Here is a 16,423-nt window from a genome sequence, read left to right as displayed (position 1 = left end):
GTGTGGTTTCTACGTACTTTTATTACTTTAAAAAATTTGATTTTTTTGTCTTAAAACACCACAAACAATCAAAAGCTGAGCTGTTGCATATGTAGTCATAATCCATATGTTACTCATAGGCAAAGACTGATAAAACATTGTAAATGCCAAAATGCTATCAGAGATCATAAAAAACAGGGAACCTATAAAAACCATAAGAAAGCTCATTTGAGAGACTCGTTTCTCTCTTAAATATGATGCATTTGACATTAACAAAATCACGATCATATACACTATCACAGGGATTAACATATCTCCTAGCCCAGGGTATAACAAATAGAACAAACCTGCTCCATAAGCAACGGTTAGTATAAGAAAAATCTTATTTTTTTTGTGCTTATTATGCTTTTTAAGAAACACCAAAATATACATTATATGTGCCAGCAAAAACATAACCAAACCTGCAATAAAGAAAAGTTGAGATTGCACAACAAATAAAAGTAGTATATCTCCGGCTAAAGAAAACAACAAGGCCAATATCATTAATCTAAATACAGAAATACCCAGTCCCTTTCTATGTACCAAAAAAAAGATGATTAATGAACCTAGAATTGAAGGTTTTGTAATATTTCTAAAATCCGAGTACGCTTCATTACTACTACAAACCAGATCACATATCACAATAATGATGTAAACTACAACAAATACTACAATCCCCTGGTTTCGTGTTTTTTTGCTCATCGCAATAGTATTATTAATCCTCTGGTATCACATGTAATTCTACAATCTCAATTTTGGTATTAGAAGTCTCTATAATTTTAATTTTGAAACCATCTATTTTCACTTCTTCTCCTTGTTGAGGAATTTCTTCGGTATGGTTTACAATCATCCCTCCCAATGTTTCATAATTTTCATCTTCCGGAAGGTTTAATTTATAGGACTCGTTGATATGATCTACTTCTATTCTTGCAGAAAATCGATAATCATTTTCTGACAATTGTTCTTCGATAAGTTCTACAGAATCATGTTCGTCTTCAATTTCGCCAAAAAGCTCTTCTACAATATCTTCTACTGTAATAATACCACTGGTACCTCCATACTCATCGATCACCACTGCTATACTTTTATGTTTTTTGGTAAGAAGATTAAGTACATCTTTAACAAACATTGTTTCTGGCACAAAAACCACTGGCAAAAGAATTGATCTTAACGATTTAGGTTTTTTAAATAACTCGAAAGAGTGTACATACCCAATGATATCGTCTACAGTATTGTTATACACAATTATTTTTGACAGACCTGTATCTATAAATAAGGTACTCACTTCTTCTATTGATTGTAATTTCTCTACGCCTACTATCTCTGTTCTGGGAACCATTACTTCTCTCGACTTAACGTCTGAAAAATCCAATGCATTCTGAAAAATCTGGATTTCGCTATCAATTTCGTCATGCTCCTCGATAGTTTCCATTTGCTCATTTATATAATCCCCTAGTTCTGTTTTACTAAAAGCAAGTTGAACCTGGTCTCCGTCTGTTTTCAGAAATTTTTTGAGCACAAAATCAGAAACCCATATTACAAATGATGAAATAGGTGTAAATACAACATAAAAAACATATGCAGGAAATGAAAAGGCTTTGAGTAACGTATTAGAATAAATCTGAAAGAATACTTTAGGTAAAAATTCTGCTGTAATTAGAATCACCAAAGTCGAAATAGTTGTTTGTAGTAACAAAGTAATGCTACCTGCTATTTCAGGAAAATATCCGGCTATTATTTTCATCAGTATTTCGCCCATATAAAACCCATATACAACCAATGCTATATTGTTACCTACAAGCATTGTTGCAATAAATTTGGAAGGTTTTTTTGTTAATCGCGCCAGGATATTTGAGATAAATCCTCCTTGTTTTTTCTCAATCTCTATGTGTATTTTATTAGAAGAAACATAGGCGATTTCCATTCCTGAAAAAAAAGCTGAAAGAATAAGGGAAAGAATAATAACAATGATATGTAATTCCATGAATTAGTCTTTGTTATTGGCGTCAAATCGTTTTCTAAAGTTTCTTTTAAAGAAAAACATAAAAATTGCGGCGATTGCAAAGAAAATATAAAGCATACTTCTTCCGCCTTCTTGTCCCCACTCTACATATGCTTCGTAAATAAAAAAACACATAATAGCCAAGTAGGCATATTCAAAAAATCTAAATACTTTCATCATAGTACTGGATTACTCCTCTATAAACATTACCCCGTCATTTATTCTTGAATTCAAGATAGTAAAATCCTGATTAGCATCAAAACCATCTGCTTCATTAATTGTTCCATCTGGCAAATAACTTTTATAGGGTTGGTCTGTAAATATCCAATTAATATTTTGATCCCAATATAACTGTTTGGCTTGTAAATGAGTACTATCGGCAGTTCGTATATCTACATTACCTCTCATATCGATTAAACCTGTTTGCTGGTAAGAAATTGCATAATCCGAAGTAACTACACTTACTTTTCCTTCTTTATCAATGATATCTAACACGATACCTTCTGGGAATTCATGGTACACAAAAGATTTGTTAGAATAATCTAATATTTTTGATGTTTTAAGTATTGCTGTAAGTCTTCCTGAGTCTGTATATTTAAGATTTATCTCATACCCCTCTGCAATAGGAGCGTCTTCTATAACTAAATCTCCCAGATCATTTTTTGATGTTGATTGACATGAAAAAAACATTGTCACAGCAAATGCTGTGACAATGTTTACTATTGTATATATTTTTTTATTCTGCATTATAGCTTTGGCACTCTAACCGTTTCACCAATCCAGCATCCGATACTTACAGATTTTTTTTCTGGGTTGTTAAAAATATCAGTTTTTGATGGTGCTTTAGCATGATAGTTAGCTGCAAATTTATTTGCTGTAGATTTTAAACTTGGATCTACTTTTCCTGCTCTTCGAGCATAGTTTTCTGCCAACCAATACACTGCTCTTTTACTAAACACATCGGCACCACAGCTATTTGCACTACTTGCTATCATACCTGCAATTCTAAGGTAGCAAACTCCCATAGATGGTCTATGCTTAAGTGCTTTTCTATAATAAGATCTAGCTTTTCCTTTACTTCCTTGTCTTTTCATCACTTCACCAATCCTGAAATAAACTTTAGCTTTATCGCTCGTTTTAGTTTCTAATTCTGCAGATTGATTAAAGTACTTTAACGCAGTAGTTGTCTTCTTGTCTTTTAATGCTAATATTCCTAAATAATAAGCTGACTTTGCAGATGGTTCTGTTTTATGTAGTGCTTCTACTAACTTAAAAAACAATGGATCATCGGTACAATCTTTAGACGACATTCTTCCTGCTGCTCCTTTTAACCAACTTGCATCTGTTTTTTTAGACTCAAACTGTCCAGCATAAAGAGGTATTAGGTTTTTACAATCAGCTAATTCTCCAAGTTTCTGGTTAATCCCTGCTTTTACTTTACTAAAGGCATTTAGGTTAATACCAGAATTTTTTAGTTTTCTTTTTTCTTTAGACGATAATGCAGTTCCTGTTTCTTCTTTATCTGTAAGTTCTGCAATTGTTTTTGCCAACCTACTTTCTTCATTCTCTATCTTTTCTGTAATATCATCATATAGATCAAAAACTCCCTGAAGTTCTTTTTTCCCTTCGCCATGAAGATCCACAAAAAGAGAGAAATAGGTATATAATTTCTTAGGTCTTTTAAAGTTTTTCTTATCTTTTGTATATGCTTTATCAAACTCTACAAACTGACTTTCTTTGGTTCCTATTTTATTATCATACATTAACTGACCTATATCAGAATGCATATCTCCAATTTTAGTTTTTGCCGGGAAGTATTGAAAACGCTCTTTCCATAATGTAATGATTTCATTAGCAAGAGTAGATTTCTCTGCAGCAGAGGCTTTTTTATACTTAGCTACTAACAATTTTTGTCCAAATTGATATGTTGCAACGCTATATGTAGGGCATTCTTTTCTCACTTTCCACAGAGGCTCCTCTGCAGCAGTATAATTCTTTACTTTAGCATGCTCATAAGCGATGGATGCTGTAGTTGCACAGTCTGTAGCCTGAGCGCTTACTTTTGTAGTGCTTAAAACTAATCCTGTTGCTATTATAAATAAAACTTTAGTATTCATAGCTGTAGTAATTATTGTATTTAATTAAATTTTATTTTCCTGAACCATTTATCATTTAATGACAAACTTAAAGAGATATTAAAAAACTCTTCTTTAACAAGCCCAAAATTTGTTGTTCCCCGTTGACCATACTCGAAACCTATATTTGTATTCGAGAATAATCTACCAACTGGTAAGCCTACTCCAAAAGATATGCCAAACTCATTAATCGAACCGTTATTAATATTTAATCCTGTCTCCTCATAACGAAATCCAGCACGGTATACAACCCTGCTAAAATAGCTAGTTAACGAGTTATAATTAGGAATATAATATCCTCCCGCTTTAAATTTTGAGGCGTTCTCATACACAACATTATCCTGGTTAGATACAAGATTCGTAAATTTTCCAGAATCCATGTATATATATTCTGCGCCTACAAACCATTTTTTACGTTCCCCAATCCCGGTACCAAATTTAAATTCGGCAGGAAGATCTATTTCTTTGTCTTCTACAGCAACATCTTGTCTTTCTATAACTCCTTCTCTACCACTATTATCAATTATAACAGTAGCAAGTTCTCTCGTACTATCTGTGGTTAATTCAAAAGAAGGCGTTGACACTGCAGAAGCAACTAGTTCTAGTTTCTCTGTGATCATAGTTTTATACGTCACTCCGAAAGATAAACTAAAGGATGACAAATCCGAATTATTTATTTCCCTTGTATCAAATTGAACACCCGGTCTTCGTAATATTGTTTTGTTTTCAATATTCCCAAAGTTATAATTTAAATCTATACCTACGCTCAGATTCTTGTTAACTTTGAACCCTGTAGCCAAAAAGACCTTATTCAATCCTCCGTTCCCGGTGAATCGAAGTTCGCTTCCATCATCTTTAACACTATTAAGTTCATACCCTACAGAAGTAAGGGGAATAACTCCAAAACCAAAACCAAATTTACCAGCAGGAATACCAATAGCCAAATAATCTAATGAGGCATTCTCTCCTGATGATGATTGATTGGTATTACTAATTTTATATCTACGATATGATGCTCCTACTGTATATGTTGTAAGTCTCAAATCTCCATAAGATGCAGGGTTTTGAAGGTTTAAATGAATACTATCTGTATATATACTCAATCCCCCCATCGATCTGTTTTCTACTGTTCCTTTGAACTTCGGAATCCCTATCCCATAAAAAGAATACGGAGACGAAGTCCCTTCCTGAGCGTAAGATATTATGGTAACGTGTACCAATATGATCACTAAAATCTTCTTTATCATTTACTATTATTAAAAGCTAAAATGCGGTTTAATCCCTCCAACAAAAAATTAGAAGTGGCAAATATGCTATTTTTTAATCTTTTAGACAAAAAATGTGCATCTCCACCAGTTAAAATAACTGTTAAATCAGTATAAATGTTGCAATATTCTTCAATTACTCCATCAATTTCATGCAAAATTCCAAAAACTACTCCAGAATGTATTGCCTCTTCTGTACTGTTTCCTATATAATTTTTTGGATCAGTTACCTGTAACAACGGTAGTTTTGCTGTATAATTATGAAGACTCTCATATCTAAGTCGCACTCCCGGTCCAATTGCGCCACCAAGATACTCTTCTTTTTTGTTTTTAAAATCATATGTTATACAAGTTCCTGCATCGATGACCAATACATCCTTATTAGGAAACTGATCTACCGCCGCTGCTACCAAAGCTAATCGATCTATTCCTAGTGTAGTTGGGGTCTTATACAGGTTTTTGAATGGCATTTCTACCTGATGATCTAACATAAGCGTATTATACAAACGCTTAATATATGTTACATGATTCTCTTCTATAGTAGATACCGAAGAAATTATGGCATCAGTGATCAAAGGGTATTCTTCTTTGATATTTTGAATTGCCTCTTTAAAATGATATTGTTCAATCCTTTTTTTACAGACAATTTTTGATTCTTCAAAAACTCCTATTTTGGTATATGTATTCCCTACATCAATAATGAGATTCATACTTTTATTTGTATGTCGTAAAAATACAAAACGATTTTTTTAATTTTTTCTTTTGAGTATTAAAAAAAGCGTTCTATATTTGCATCCGCTTACAGCAAGGTGCCTTAGCTCAGTTGGTAGAGCAAAGGACTGAAAATCCTTGTGTCCCTGGTTCGATTCCTGGAGGCACCACCTTAAAAACCCGAACAAATGTTCGGGTTTTTTTATTACATATCATTAAAAAATCGCCCTATTCCTCTACCGGAACCGTTTTGGTTAGTTTGGTGAAACATTTCTTCGTATTGCAAAATCTTTCTGTAGCAGGCGGTATACTATCACCTCCCTTGATTGTATTTGCATTCACCAATTTGGTGATTTTTATCTTTTCTAACTTAAATGATTTTATTTTCTTATTTGTTTTCATAACAATTTCAGTTTGTGTGTTCTTAATATTAAAAATATAGCTTTTAACTAACTCCTAATATGACATATTAGTTGATATTTATAAATTTAAGGCATAAAAACATTGAAGTAGACACTATACGTTTTTACTTTATATCTCTAAATGTTTAATGAAGTAAGATGGATAAATACCTGTTTTTTTATAGAACGCAGAAGAAAACGATTGTGCATTTTTAAACCCTACCTCTTCTGCAATAGCCTTGATCGTATAGGAGCGTAATGATTTATTAGAGGCAAGTTCATCTACCGCAAAATCAATTCTTAAATTATTGAGATAATTTGCAAAGTTTACATTTTTATACACATTTATAATCTTTGATAAGTACGCACTATTTGTATTTAACTCTTTGGCTAATGAATTAAGTGTATAATGTTTTTTAGAAAACTTAGTCGAGTTCTCAAAATTATGAAGCTTTTTTAACACAGCTTCTATAACATCTTCCGGAATATCTATATCTTGTTTTTTTGAAATATCAGTACTGATATCAACAAAATCTAGCAGATTATGCTCTTTGGTTTTTTGATCTTCAAGTAATCTTAAAAAACGCCTTTTGTTTACATAGCTTTTGCGAAAACCATATGTAGCAACCATGATCAAAATGACAAGAAACACTATCAGAATAGTTATGGTTTCTTCTTTTAGGAATTTATCATGTTGTAATTGATCTATTAATTTTTCTTTTTCAGAAATCAATTCTACCGTATCATACCTTTCGTTAATGTTTTTGGTTAAATAGATTTGATTAGCATGTCTAATACTATCCAATCTTAATAGTGTATTGATGTATTCAATTTGCTTTTCAAGATTTTTTTTTGCTTTAGAATCAGCAATCAAATAATCATATGTATCTATTAATTCGGGAATAACATCTTCAGTTTCTTTGAGAATACGATCTACATTTTTAAAATATTGCATACTCTGCTCTACCTTACCTTGATCCTGGTATGAACGGGCAATATAATAATCACAGATAGCAATTCTTGTCTTTACCTCATCAGACTTTTGTATTAAATTTTTTCCTTTTTCAAGACTGTCAATTGCCTTATTGTAGTTTTTAGAGAAATATTCATACATCCCCGAATACACAACAAAATTAGAATATATAGATATATCATTTGTTTTTAATGCTTCCCGAATTCCTTTATCAATATAATCTTCGGCCAGTTTAAATTGATTGCTATAAATGTATGAATCAGTAAGAGCAAATAGTACTCTATTGTAGGTTTTTGAAGTTTTAAATTTAGGGTTTTGGTCTAAAAAGCTTAAATACTCCAAAAAAATAGCTTGTGCTTCTTCTCTTTCTCCTGCGGTATTTTTTAATAATCCTATATTAAATTTCAACTTAAGGTATAGCAGTTCGTTGCCGTTTTCTTTTGCAGATTTTGATGCTATTAGATAAAGCTCTAAAGCTTCTTTGTAATTTCCTTCTTCATAACGCACATTACCCTTGCGCAAATAACCCAAAGCCGGGTATCTTTCATAACTTTTACCTTTGGTAATTACAATAAGACTATCGGCATAGCGTAATTGATTAGAACGGTTAAATTTGGATAAAAAATAATACGCATTAGCCATACGTAGTGTATCTAATCGATATCTGGCTTTATCGAGAGAGCCCTGTGCTATTTTTAATTTTAGAGAGTCTTCTTGTTGCTCTGCAATTATCTCTTTTAATTCATCAAAATCTAGTAAATCCTGAGCACCATTAGGTCTTTTAACTTGTCCGCGTAATGGCTGCGCAAAAACAAATAAAATTAGCAGATACCCTAAAAATGAATGCTTCCTGATCATTAAAGTGATTTTTATAGTTCTTAAAAACTGCTCAACAGAATTCGAAAACCATATCTTTTAATTCAATATATAAGTGAATGATATAAAAAATAATACGAAATAAAACTACCAAAAAAAACAATGTGAATAATTTATTCAACACATAGTTTGGTATACAATGGCAAAAATCAAACTCTTGCAACATACACAAAGTATCAGTTTAAATTTATAAATATCAAGAATATTACTTTGTATTTCATGTACTCATCGTCATATTTTTGAATTCTGTAGGGGATGAAATACATACCAATCTTAAAACTAATTTCATCAAATACTAATTTTTAAAACTCTTAAAACCATGAAAAAAACCAAATTCTTAGTTTCAATTTTAAATTTGACTTTTGTAATATGTTTACTACTGACTTCTTGTGAATCAGAAAATGAAGAGTTATCTCTAGAGCAAGTTTCTAATGCAACCGAAAACAGTAGCAACACCAAATTAAGGGCCTTGAGTTCTCAAAATGTGTATCGATATTATAGTGGGGGATCTGCATCTCTTCATACCTATAAAACACAAGGAGGTCAAGGTATTGGAATAGGTCGTAGAGAAGGGGTTTCCTTTAGGACCGACGTAGCCAGATCTCGTCGAGAAATTGATTTTAACACATATAACGAATTATACTTTTTGTTACATCCGAGAAAAATAGATTTCGTTTTAACAACTAGCCCTACCGAAATTTTAACTTTAATCAGTAAAGGTTGGAAAGATGTTTCCCGACTTGTTTTAATACATAAAAAACCAGGTAACGGAAGAAAAAAACTCTATCGCTTTTACAATACTCAACATTCTGATCACCTGTATACCAAAAATTATTCTGAAGGTATTAACGCCGGATATAAATATGAAGGAGTAACTGGCTGGGTGTATTAAAAATATAATCGATAAGAAAAGGTGCCTTCAAAAATCATTTTGAGTTTGTGAGTAAAATACATGTTGATATTTATCTGAAGGAATTACACCACGAAAAACCCAAACAGATGTTTGGGTTTTTTGTTTTTATAACATGAGTCAAAAGTCTAACATTCTAGATTTATCCCGACACTTTTATGATCTTTGTTAGAACATATCCATCGGTTGTATTTCCTGTTACAGAATTCGCTATACTGCGATTAATATCACCAGAAAAAATACCATCCTGAGCATTCGAAGTATCAAAATCTCCTTTATAATTCGTAGTAGCATAGACTGCTTTAGAAATATCTTCGGGAAAAGCAACTTGAGTAATAAGTAATGATTGCCCCGATGATTTTAAAATTTCTAAGTGAAGATGAGGAGCTCTACCTGGGTACCATCCAGGATATATACTTATAAACGAAGCGTTACCACTGGTATCTGTAGTTTGTCTTCCTCTTAAAAAATTTTGACTTGTAAAATCTCCATCTAACTGACCAGAATATTCAGAATAATTTCCCTTTGCATCACATTGCCAGATATCTACAAACGCTCCTGCTAATGGTTTACAATTATCATTTACATTTTGCACCTGTATTGTTATTTTTAAAGGAATTCCTGTACGATTACCAATTATATTTTCTTTTACCAAATCTGCTGGTGTTTTTATTGGAAACGGCCCTGCTGTTTCTACCGGGGAGACAACACATGATCCAGCATCTACTGCGCCTCCTGCATCATCATCTTTATTACAAGATGCTATTAACGTTGGAATTGCAATAATAGAACCTATTCCTGCCATTCCATTTTTCAAAAATTTCTTTCTATCCATAATATCATCATTTGTGGTTGCAGGGGCGTAATTACATTACTATAATATAGAAACGCCCCACAACACTTTATTAATCTGTATTTTCTATTACAACATTTACTATGAATTACACTACTTGCTATTACCTACCCTTTCAAAAGACTGAAATACATTTAGATGTTACAAAATGTTATATATAAACAACAACTAAAGTTTATTATACCCTATTTTTATTATCTTTTATAGGTACCATCTGGCAATTTTGCTGGCATTTTATATGCTGGATTTGTAAATATTGCCCAGGCTTTTGTATCGGTTGCTTCTACTTTGGCTCTAGTGTTTAACCTCCATTCATTGTCAATTTCACTTAATCTATTTTCTTGTGCCCCAAGCATAGAACTCATCACCCAATATAAATATTCGCCAACCTGGCAATTGTAGTCACAGGTAGTATCATCATAAGTATACCAGGCACTGGCAGGATAGCTAGCTGGCGGAGATTGAAAGTTCCCTCCACGGGCAACATCCATTGCTTTACTGATTTCTGATCCCGATTGAGAACTAAAGACTCTGGGATAAGCTCTTTCATGCCCGCCATTAGTGATAATATGCCACACTTCTTCTAAAGCAGCATCAAATGATCCCGTATGCCCGTTTGTATGCCATGCTGGCACGGTTTCGTCTGCTCCTAGGTCTTGGCCAACTTTAAACCCTGCAGGAGGATTAAAATTATCTCTATCTGCTTCTGTTTTCCACATAAATAAAAAAGCTTTGTTAGATTTCATCGAATTGTGAATCGTTGTATTATCAATCGAACCATCTTCGTCATTATCTAAATATTGAGCCATTAAATTAGCTGCATGTAACAGCTTAACATCTTCTACCGCAGCTACAGCATAAATTGGAATATCAAAAACCATAACTTTTCTGTTAAATGCACTAAAACCCGTATCTGTATTTTCTACAATTTTAAAATTTGGATCATTACCTGCATTAATCGTTCCCGTTGTTGGTATTGTTGCAATATCATCGTCATTTGAGCAAGCTACACAACTTAAAATGGTGCAGGTTACTACTATCACATTTACTATTCTAAAATGGTTTTTCATACTTTATTATTTTGTTATTTTATATTGGGTTATTTCTTCTTCAGTCATCCAGTGAACCCTTTCTGCAGAAGCAGCATTAATCGTGAAATAATAAAAATCTTCTGCTTCTTTCTGTGTAAATCCAACCGACTTGTAATAATTGATATATGGTAAATGCACAGCGTGACCTACAGGATATGAAGTAGCGATTGGTTGTCCGGGAGCTGCTCCCCAGGAATGTACTCCGATGCGACTTCCTTGTTCGCGTGTTCTTTTTACCCCTCCTACATACATATCTACTGCTCCAGAGGCGATGACAGAACGTGCAGACAAATGAAATTCTATTCCGCTATCATGCATTTTTTTGGAAACTATCAAATTAGCATCATCATCTTCAGAACCAGGGCAATCCAACATATTTATCTTTTTCAACTTGGGATATTTTGCCAGTAGGTTATTAAAATGAGCAGGGGTAGCGCTTGTAATCGTACCATTCATTTCTGCAGTCGTTTCATTTATTGATTTAAAAATTCCAAAATCACCTTGAGCTACATTGTTATCATCATCATTAGTACATGCCAAAAAGCTTACAGAGATTAAAAACAGGATGATAAGTTGATTTTTTTTCATTTTCATAATTCTAAAATTTTATTGTTTATATCTACAACATCTAAATGACGCTAAACCCTAAAAATTATTCCACAGAACAAGTCCGAATGCTTCTATCTGGACTTTTTTTAATTACTGCCAATTTGATTTACAGTACTTACGGCATTGACAGTAAAATTGCCCAGGACAACTTTATTTGAGCCTGAGTTCGTAATATTTCCCAAGAGATTTACGGGTGGTGTTGCAAACAATTGACTCGGATCTCCAGAGCTTTCACTATCATTTGCTTCTAATTGTAAACTTTGATTTAAGTAGAATTGGTAAGAGTCGAAATTGATATTACAAAAAGTAACTTTTATTTCATCATAAAGAACTGTAATATCCTCATCATCATCCTGTAACCTAAACAAATCAACTTCTACAGATGCACTTTCTTTGCCATTAAATACTACATCATTAGATTGTGATGTATTAGATGAGACTAATTGTCCTTCATTAAATAACTCTACAGTAAACTTATAAAAGTTGGTATCATCACCTGGGTCACTAAACTCTATCTCTAAAATATCTCCATTTTTAATGCTTGTATTGTTAATAAGAACAACAGGTTTTAACAGCTCTTCTTTTGATTTAAATAGAGTTCCATCATTTAATCGTACTTCTATCCAATACGAATAACCTATTGTAGTTGAAATAGATTGAGCTGAAGTATAAACGCCTTGATCAATCACAAAATCATTTGTAACTAGATTTGTATTTCCCGAAGTATCTTTTGCATACAACGATACCGAAGCATCATTTACAGGTTTTGAAGATGATGAATCTTGTAAAGGAACCGATTGCTGAATACGTATGGAAACCGGAACATTTTCATTAGAAATAGAACCAAAAATGATAGTTTGAGGCTCATGAGTAACATCGAGGCTTATTTCTTTGGTACAACTGGTAATACAAAAGATAAGCAAACTACTTACTATTATTTTTATATATATACTTTTCATCTTACTTAAAATTTAAAATTATAGGTTATAAAGGGTACTGGTGCTCCGATTACAGAATATTGAAATGTTTTTAGTTGATTATTTCTCACAGAAGAATACACCGAGAACGGGTTTTTATGACTGTATACATTATAGACTCCGAACACCCAATTACCACTCCACCTTCTGTTTGGTTTCTTTTTAGGTGTATATGTAAAAGAGATATCTAATCGGTGAGTAGGTTTTAAGCGAAATGCATTCCTGTCTGAGTAGGTAAAAAACTGGTTGCCACCCACTTCAAACTTGCCTGTTGCATAAGTTGTTGGTCTCCCTGTTTGATACGTAAAAAAGGCTCCGACACTCCATTTTTTGAACAATTCATAATTAGAAGTAATATTAAAAATATGAGGGCGATCGTAATTCGAAGGATAATAATTTCCGTTATTAATATTCTCAGAATTAAATGAACTTGTAGTTTTTCTTTTGGTTACCGAATACGTATAATTAGCATTTCCTGTGAGCTTTCCTTTTGTTTTATATCCACTTAATTCTAAGCCGTATGAATATCCTTTTGCAGTTAATAGCTGAGTTTCTAAGTTTTCATTCAAAAACAAATCTGCCCCATTTTTATATTCTACCAGGTTTTTAAAAGTCTTGTAATATCCTTCTACAGAAAAGTTATATTTCCTGTTAGGAGTATCATAAGCATATCCGGCAGAAATTTGATTCACTTCCAAAGGTTTTATATGATATCCTGCAGGTTTCCAAATATCAAAGGGTAGGGTAGAATAGCTATTAGAGATCAGGTGTATATATTGAAACATCCTATTGTAACCCAATTTTATAGCCTTCCTTTGGTTAAGATCATACTTAAGGGCTAATCGGGGCTCAAAACCATGGTAATTTTTAATCACTTCATTGCTTTTATAACTACGTGATCCCGTAATACTACTCACAGTTTGTGGTACCTGCGCATCATAAAAGGATACTTTATTCGGTCCTAAGTTTCCGAACCAGGAATATCGGAGGCCAATATTTGCAGAAAACTTATTTAATTTCTTTTCGTAAGACACATAAGGTGCTATTTCCAGGCCTTTTTCTGTACCAAAGTTCACTGTATTTATAGAAGTATCGTTTCCTGTAATCTTTGCAGGAGTAAAACGATATAATGTACTATTAACTCCAAAACGAATTTTGGTATCTGTATTCTGAAAGAATGTAAAATCGGGTTTAAGTATCCAATTTTCTACGGCTGATTTCCAGGTAAAATTACTAGCCGATCCGGCGGGCCCTCCACTACTATTTTCTGATGACAATGAGTAATTATAGCGACTGAAGACTCCAGACAAGTTCATAAATAATCTTTCAGAAAAAATATGATTCCATCGTACTGTAGCTGTACTGTTTTTCCATGAGAAATTTATACTCTCATTAGTATTTTGCTGTGTGTTTTGTTGATCCTCATCGGTATCATCAAATTTTAGTTTCATCACATCGGCTCCAAAATATCCAGAAGCGAATAGTTTATTTTTTTCGTTGATATCCCAGGAGAGTTTAGCATTTAAATCATAGAAATACACTTTATTTCCTTTTAAGCTTTTTATGAGCGGAAATGCTAAATCAAAATAGGAACGCCTACCAGAGACTAAATAACTTAGTTTATCTTTTTTAATAGGGCCTTCGAGGGTTAATCTAGAAAATAAAAGACCCAGTCCTCCTTCTCCTTTAAATTGTTTATTACTCCCCTCTCGCTGTCTAATATCTAATACCGAAGAAGCTCTACCACCATACCTTGCTGGGATTCCTCCTTTGTATAATTTCATATCTTTTATCGCATCCGAATTAAAAATGGAAAAGAATCCCCAAACATGCGAAGAATTATAAATGGGGGCTTCGTCCAGAAGAATCAAATTTTGATCAATATTACCTCCTCTCACATTAAAACCAGATGTACCTTCTCCTACAGAAGATACTCCTGCTTGTGTAAGCATAGCTCTGGTTACATCTGGTTCTCCTAGCAAAGCTGGTAGTTTTTTTATATCCTGAGGTTTCAGGTTTATAGAACCTGCAATAATGTTTCCTGTCTGACTTTTGTTATTTGTATTGGTGGTTATAATAACTTCATCCAAATTATTGCTGATTGGCTTTAATTCGATGTTTATTTTTTTATTTCCCGTTAGATCAATATTTTGAATGATATCCTCATAACCTAGATAAGAAATAATCAATGTATGTTCTCCTTCTTTAAGGGTTAAAGAAAAGAATCCATATTCATTAGTTACAGCTCCTTTTCCCGATTGCTTATCATAGATTGTAGCTCCCAACAATGTTTCTCCCGTCGTGCTATCATTAATAGACCCACTGATACTATGAGACTGGGCCTGTAACGTATAAAAGGCAGAAAAAAAAGTAAAAATTAAAAATAGGTGTTTCATAAATTGTATGTATAAAAATTAGGTACATACAAAATAACGCCCCTATCCAGGCATAGTTTCACTCAACAAGTCCAGCTGCTTCTATTCGGACTTTTTTAGCGATAGCTCGTACTGTTTGGGAGTCATACCTTCTATGGTCTTGAAGGTGTTATAAAATGTTGATTTAGAAGAAAACCCTGCTTCCTGAGCTATCCCTAAAATCGATAACTGTTGAGCCATTGGGGTTTGTACTAATCTTTTGAATTCGGTGACCCGAAAACCATTTATAAAATGATAAAAATTAGTTTTGGCATGAATATTTATAAGCCTGGAGAGTTCTTTTTCTTTTATTTGAAGAGATTCGGAGAGTGTTCGCAAATTTAATTCAGAATTTGCATACAACTTTTCTTTTTCGATTGTACCCTTAACTTCTTCAAATCGTTTTCGATCTTCAGCACTAGTTTCATTTATAGTAATCGTATGCGCTTTGAATGATTCTGAAGGTAGATCTTGCGAATCATGGATAAAAAGAGATGCTTTAAATATCTCTGATTGAGAAAACCCATTGTAGGCTATCCAATACACCATTATAAAGGAAAGCACTATCGAAATCGAACCTAGGTACGGATCTACCGCTTCCTCTTCAAAACCTATAAAACCTTCTACAAAATCAAATACAATAAATGCAAGACTAATATAAACGATGGTTTTTATCCAGGATAATCTCTTATTTTCTAATTCTGAATAGAAATTATTTAACTCTGATTTAAGTCCTTGTAATTTTTTCAAAATCAATACGTATAATATAATTTCTATTATATATTCGATTAAATCGATACCCCAAATCATTTCTTCAGAGTTTATAACAAATAGAATAACCAAATAGGTTATAAATAAAGGGACAAACAAATACTTCAACATTTTTATGTAAGGCTTATTTATCGTTTGATAGGTATACATGTATAAAAGCGGAGCAATACATAAAGAAACAAGAAAAAAAATACGATCAAGTAGAGCACCCTCTTCCATTTCGTAATCCAATAAATCCATAAAAATACCAAACGAAAAAATCCAAAGAAATAGCCCCAAAAAAATATTGGCTTTTTTATTAGCAGACTTCATTGTAAAAAAGAGAAGCCCCAACATAAGGGCTCCAGAAAAGGTAAGAAGCTCTAAAATTGAGAAAAAAGATAGCTCTATAACCATAGATCCAAAGTAAGAATTATT

The 16,423-nt window shown here is 32.8% G+C and carries 16 protein-coding genes and 1 tRNA gene; 2 read left to right on the top strand and 15 right to left on the bottom strand.

The annotated features are described in order from the left end of the window. Positions 1 to 27: 27 nt before the first annotated feature. From DK441_RS07265 to DK441_RS07235, 7 genes are read right to left on the bottom strand one after another with little or no spacing between them, the layout of a single operon-like run. The gene (locus DK441_RS07265) at positions 28 to 720 is read right to left on the bottom strand and encodes a lysoplasmalogenase (protein ID WP_109098130.1); all 693 of its coding nucleotides are present in this window, start codon (positions 718 to 720) and stop codon (positions 28 to 30) included. Positions 721 to 733: 13 nt separating this feature from the next. After that, positions 734 to 2,002: a hemolysin family protein gene (locus DK441_RS07260; protein ID WP_109098129.1), complete on the bottom strand. Its 1,269-nt coding sequence runs from the start codon at positions 2,000 to 2,002 to the stop codon at positions 734 to 736. A gap of 3 nt (positions 2,003 to 2,005) precedes the next feature. Continuing rightward, positions 2,006 to 2,200, bottom strand: coding sequence for a hypothetical protein (locus DK441_RS07255; protein WP_024771700.1), 195 nt, complete (start codon positions 2,198 to 2,200; stop codon positions 2,006 to 2,008). Positions 2,201 to 2,209: 9 nt separating this feature from the next. Next, positions 2,210 to 2,767: an LPS export ABC transporter periplasmic protein LptC gene (gene lptC, locus DK441_RS07250; RefSeq protein WP_109098128.1), complete on the bottom strand. Its 558-nt coding sequence runs from the start codon at positions 2,765 to 2,767 to the stop codon at positions 2,210 to 2,212. Beyond that, positions 2,767 to 4,137 (bottom strand): M48 family metallopeptidase, encoded by a 1,371-nt coding sequence (locus tag DK441_RS07245; protein WP_109098127.1) that lies wholly within the window; start codon positions 4,135 to 4,137, stop codon positions 2,767 to 2,769. The genes lptC and DK441_RS07245 overlap by 1 nt, the downstream gene beginning before the upstream one ends. Positions 4,138 to 4,157: 20 nt before the next feature. Further along, a complete protein-coding gene (locus DK441_RS07240) occupies positions 4,158 to 5,402 on the bottom strand; it encodes a hypothetical protein (protein WP_109098126.1) in 1,245 nt (414 codons plus the stop codon). Continuing rightward, positions 5,399 to 6,130: a type III pantothenate kinase gene (locus DK441_RS07235; protein WP_109098125.1), complete on the bottom strand. Its 732-nt coding sequence runs from the start codon at positions 6,128 to 6,130 to the stop codon at positions 5,399 to 5,401. The genes DK441_RS07240 and DK441_RS07235 overlap by 4 nt, the downstream gene beginning before the upstream one ends. Positions 6,131 to 6,228: 98 nt before the next feature. On the opposite strand from DK441_RS07235, the gene DK441_RS07230 reads away from it, so the two are divergent. Further along, positions 6,229 to 6,301: transfer RNA gene (locus DK441_RS07230), tRNA-Phe, on the top strand. A 58-nt stretch (positions 6,302 to 6,359) separates the two neighbouring features. On the opposite strand, the gene DK441_RS26460 is transcribed toward DK441_RS07230, so the two are convergent. Then, positions 6,360 to 6,533, bottom strand: a complete 174-nt coding sequence (locus DK441_RS26460; RefSeq protein WP_160111979.1) for a hypothetical protein — start codon at positions 6,531 to 6,533, stop codon at positions 6,360 to 6,362. A gap of 129 nt (positions 6,534 to 6,662) precedes the next feature. Beyond that, entirely contained in the window at positions 6,663 to 8,363 is a 1,701-nt protein-coding gene (locus DK441_RS07225; RefSeq protein ID WP_109098124.1) for a helix-turn-helix transcriptional regulator, read from the bottom strand. A gap of 337 nt (positions 8,364 to 8,700) precedes the next feature. Here DK441_RS07225 and DK441_RS07220 point away from each other — a divergent pair, with 337 nt between their 5' ends. Beyond that, complete coding sequence (locus tag DK441_RS07220) at positions 8,701 to 9,273, top strand: hypothetical protein (RefSeq protein ID WP_109098123.1); 573 nt, start codon at positions 8,701 to 8,703, stop codon at positions 9,271 to 9,273. 160 nt (positions 9,274 to 9,433) lie between these two features. Here the strand turns inward: DK441_RS07220 and DK441_RS07215 are convergent, their stop codons facing one another. The 6 genes from DK441_RS07215 to DK441_RS07190 form a co-directional block, all read right to left on the bottom strand. Then, positions 9,434 to 10,126 carry an intradiol ring-cleavage dioxygenase gene (locus tag DK441_RS07215; protein WP_109098122.1) on the bottom strand — a complete coding sequence of 231 codons (693 nt, stop codon included), beginning with the start codon at positions 10,124 to 10,126 and terminating at the stop codon, positions 9,434 to 9,436. A 212-nt stretch (positions 10,127 to 10,338) separates the two neighbouring features. Continuing rightward, positions 10,339 to 11,214 carry a hypothetical protein gene (locus DK441_RS07210; RefSeq protein ID WP_109098121.1) on the bottom strand — a complete coding sequence of 292 codons (876 nt, stop codon included), beginning with the start codon at positions 11,212 to 11,214 and terminating at the stop codon, positions 10,339 to 10,341. Positions 11,215 to 11,220: 6 nt separating this feature from the next. After that, positions 11,221 to 11,829, bottom strand: a complete 609-nt coding sequence (locus DK441_RS07205) for an alpha/beta hydrolase (protein ID WP_109098120.1) — start codon at positions 11,827 to 11,829, stop codon at positions 11,221 to 11,223. A gap of 101 nt (positions 11,830 to 11,930) precedes the next feature. Further along, positions 11,931 to 12,803: a DUF4249 family protein gene (locus tag DK441_RS07200; protein WP_109098119.1), complete on the bottom strand. Its 873-nt coding sequence runs from the start codon at positions 12,801 to 12,803 to the stop codon at positions 11,931 to 11,933. 5 nt (positions 12,804 to 12,808) lie between these two features. Next, positions 12,809 to 15,217: a TonB-dependent receptor gene (locus tag DK441_RS07195; protein WP_109098118.1), complete on the bottom strand. Its 2,409-nt coding sequence runs from the start codon at positions 15,215 to 15,217 to the stop codon at positions 12,809 to 12,811. 81 nt (positions 15,218 to 15,298) lie between these two features. Then, positions 15,299 to 16,402 carry an AraC family transcriptional regulator gene (locus DK441_RS07190; protein WP_109098117.1) on the bottom strand — a complete coding sequence of 368 codons (1,104 nt, stop codon included), beginning with the start codon at positions 16,400 to 16,402 and terminating at the stop codon, positions 15,299 to 15,301. Between the last annotated feature and the right edge of the window lie 21 nt (positions 16,403 to 16,423).

It is taken from the genome of Aquimarina sp. AU58, from assembly GCF_900312745.1.
GTDB lineage: Bacteria > Bacteroidota > Bacteroidia > Flavobacteriales > Flavobacteriaceae > Aquimarina > Aquimarina spinulae.
This window is presented reverse-complemented; position numbering and strand designations above follow the sequence as displayed.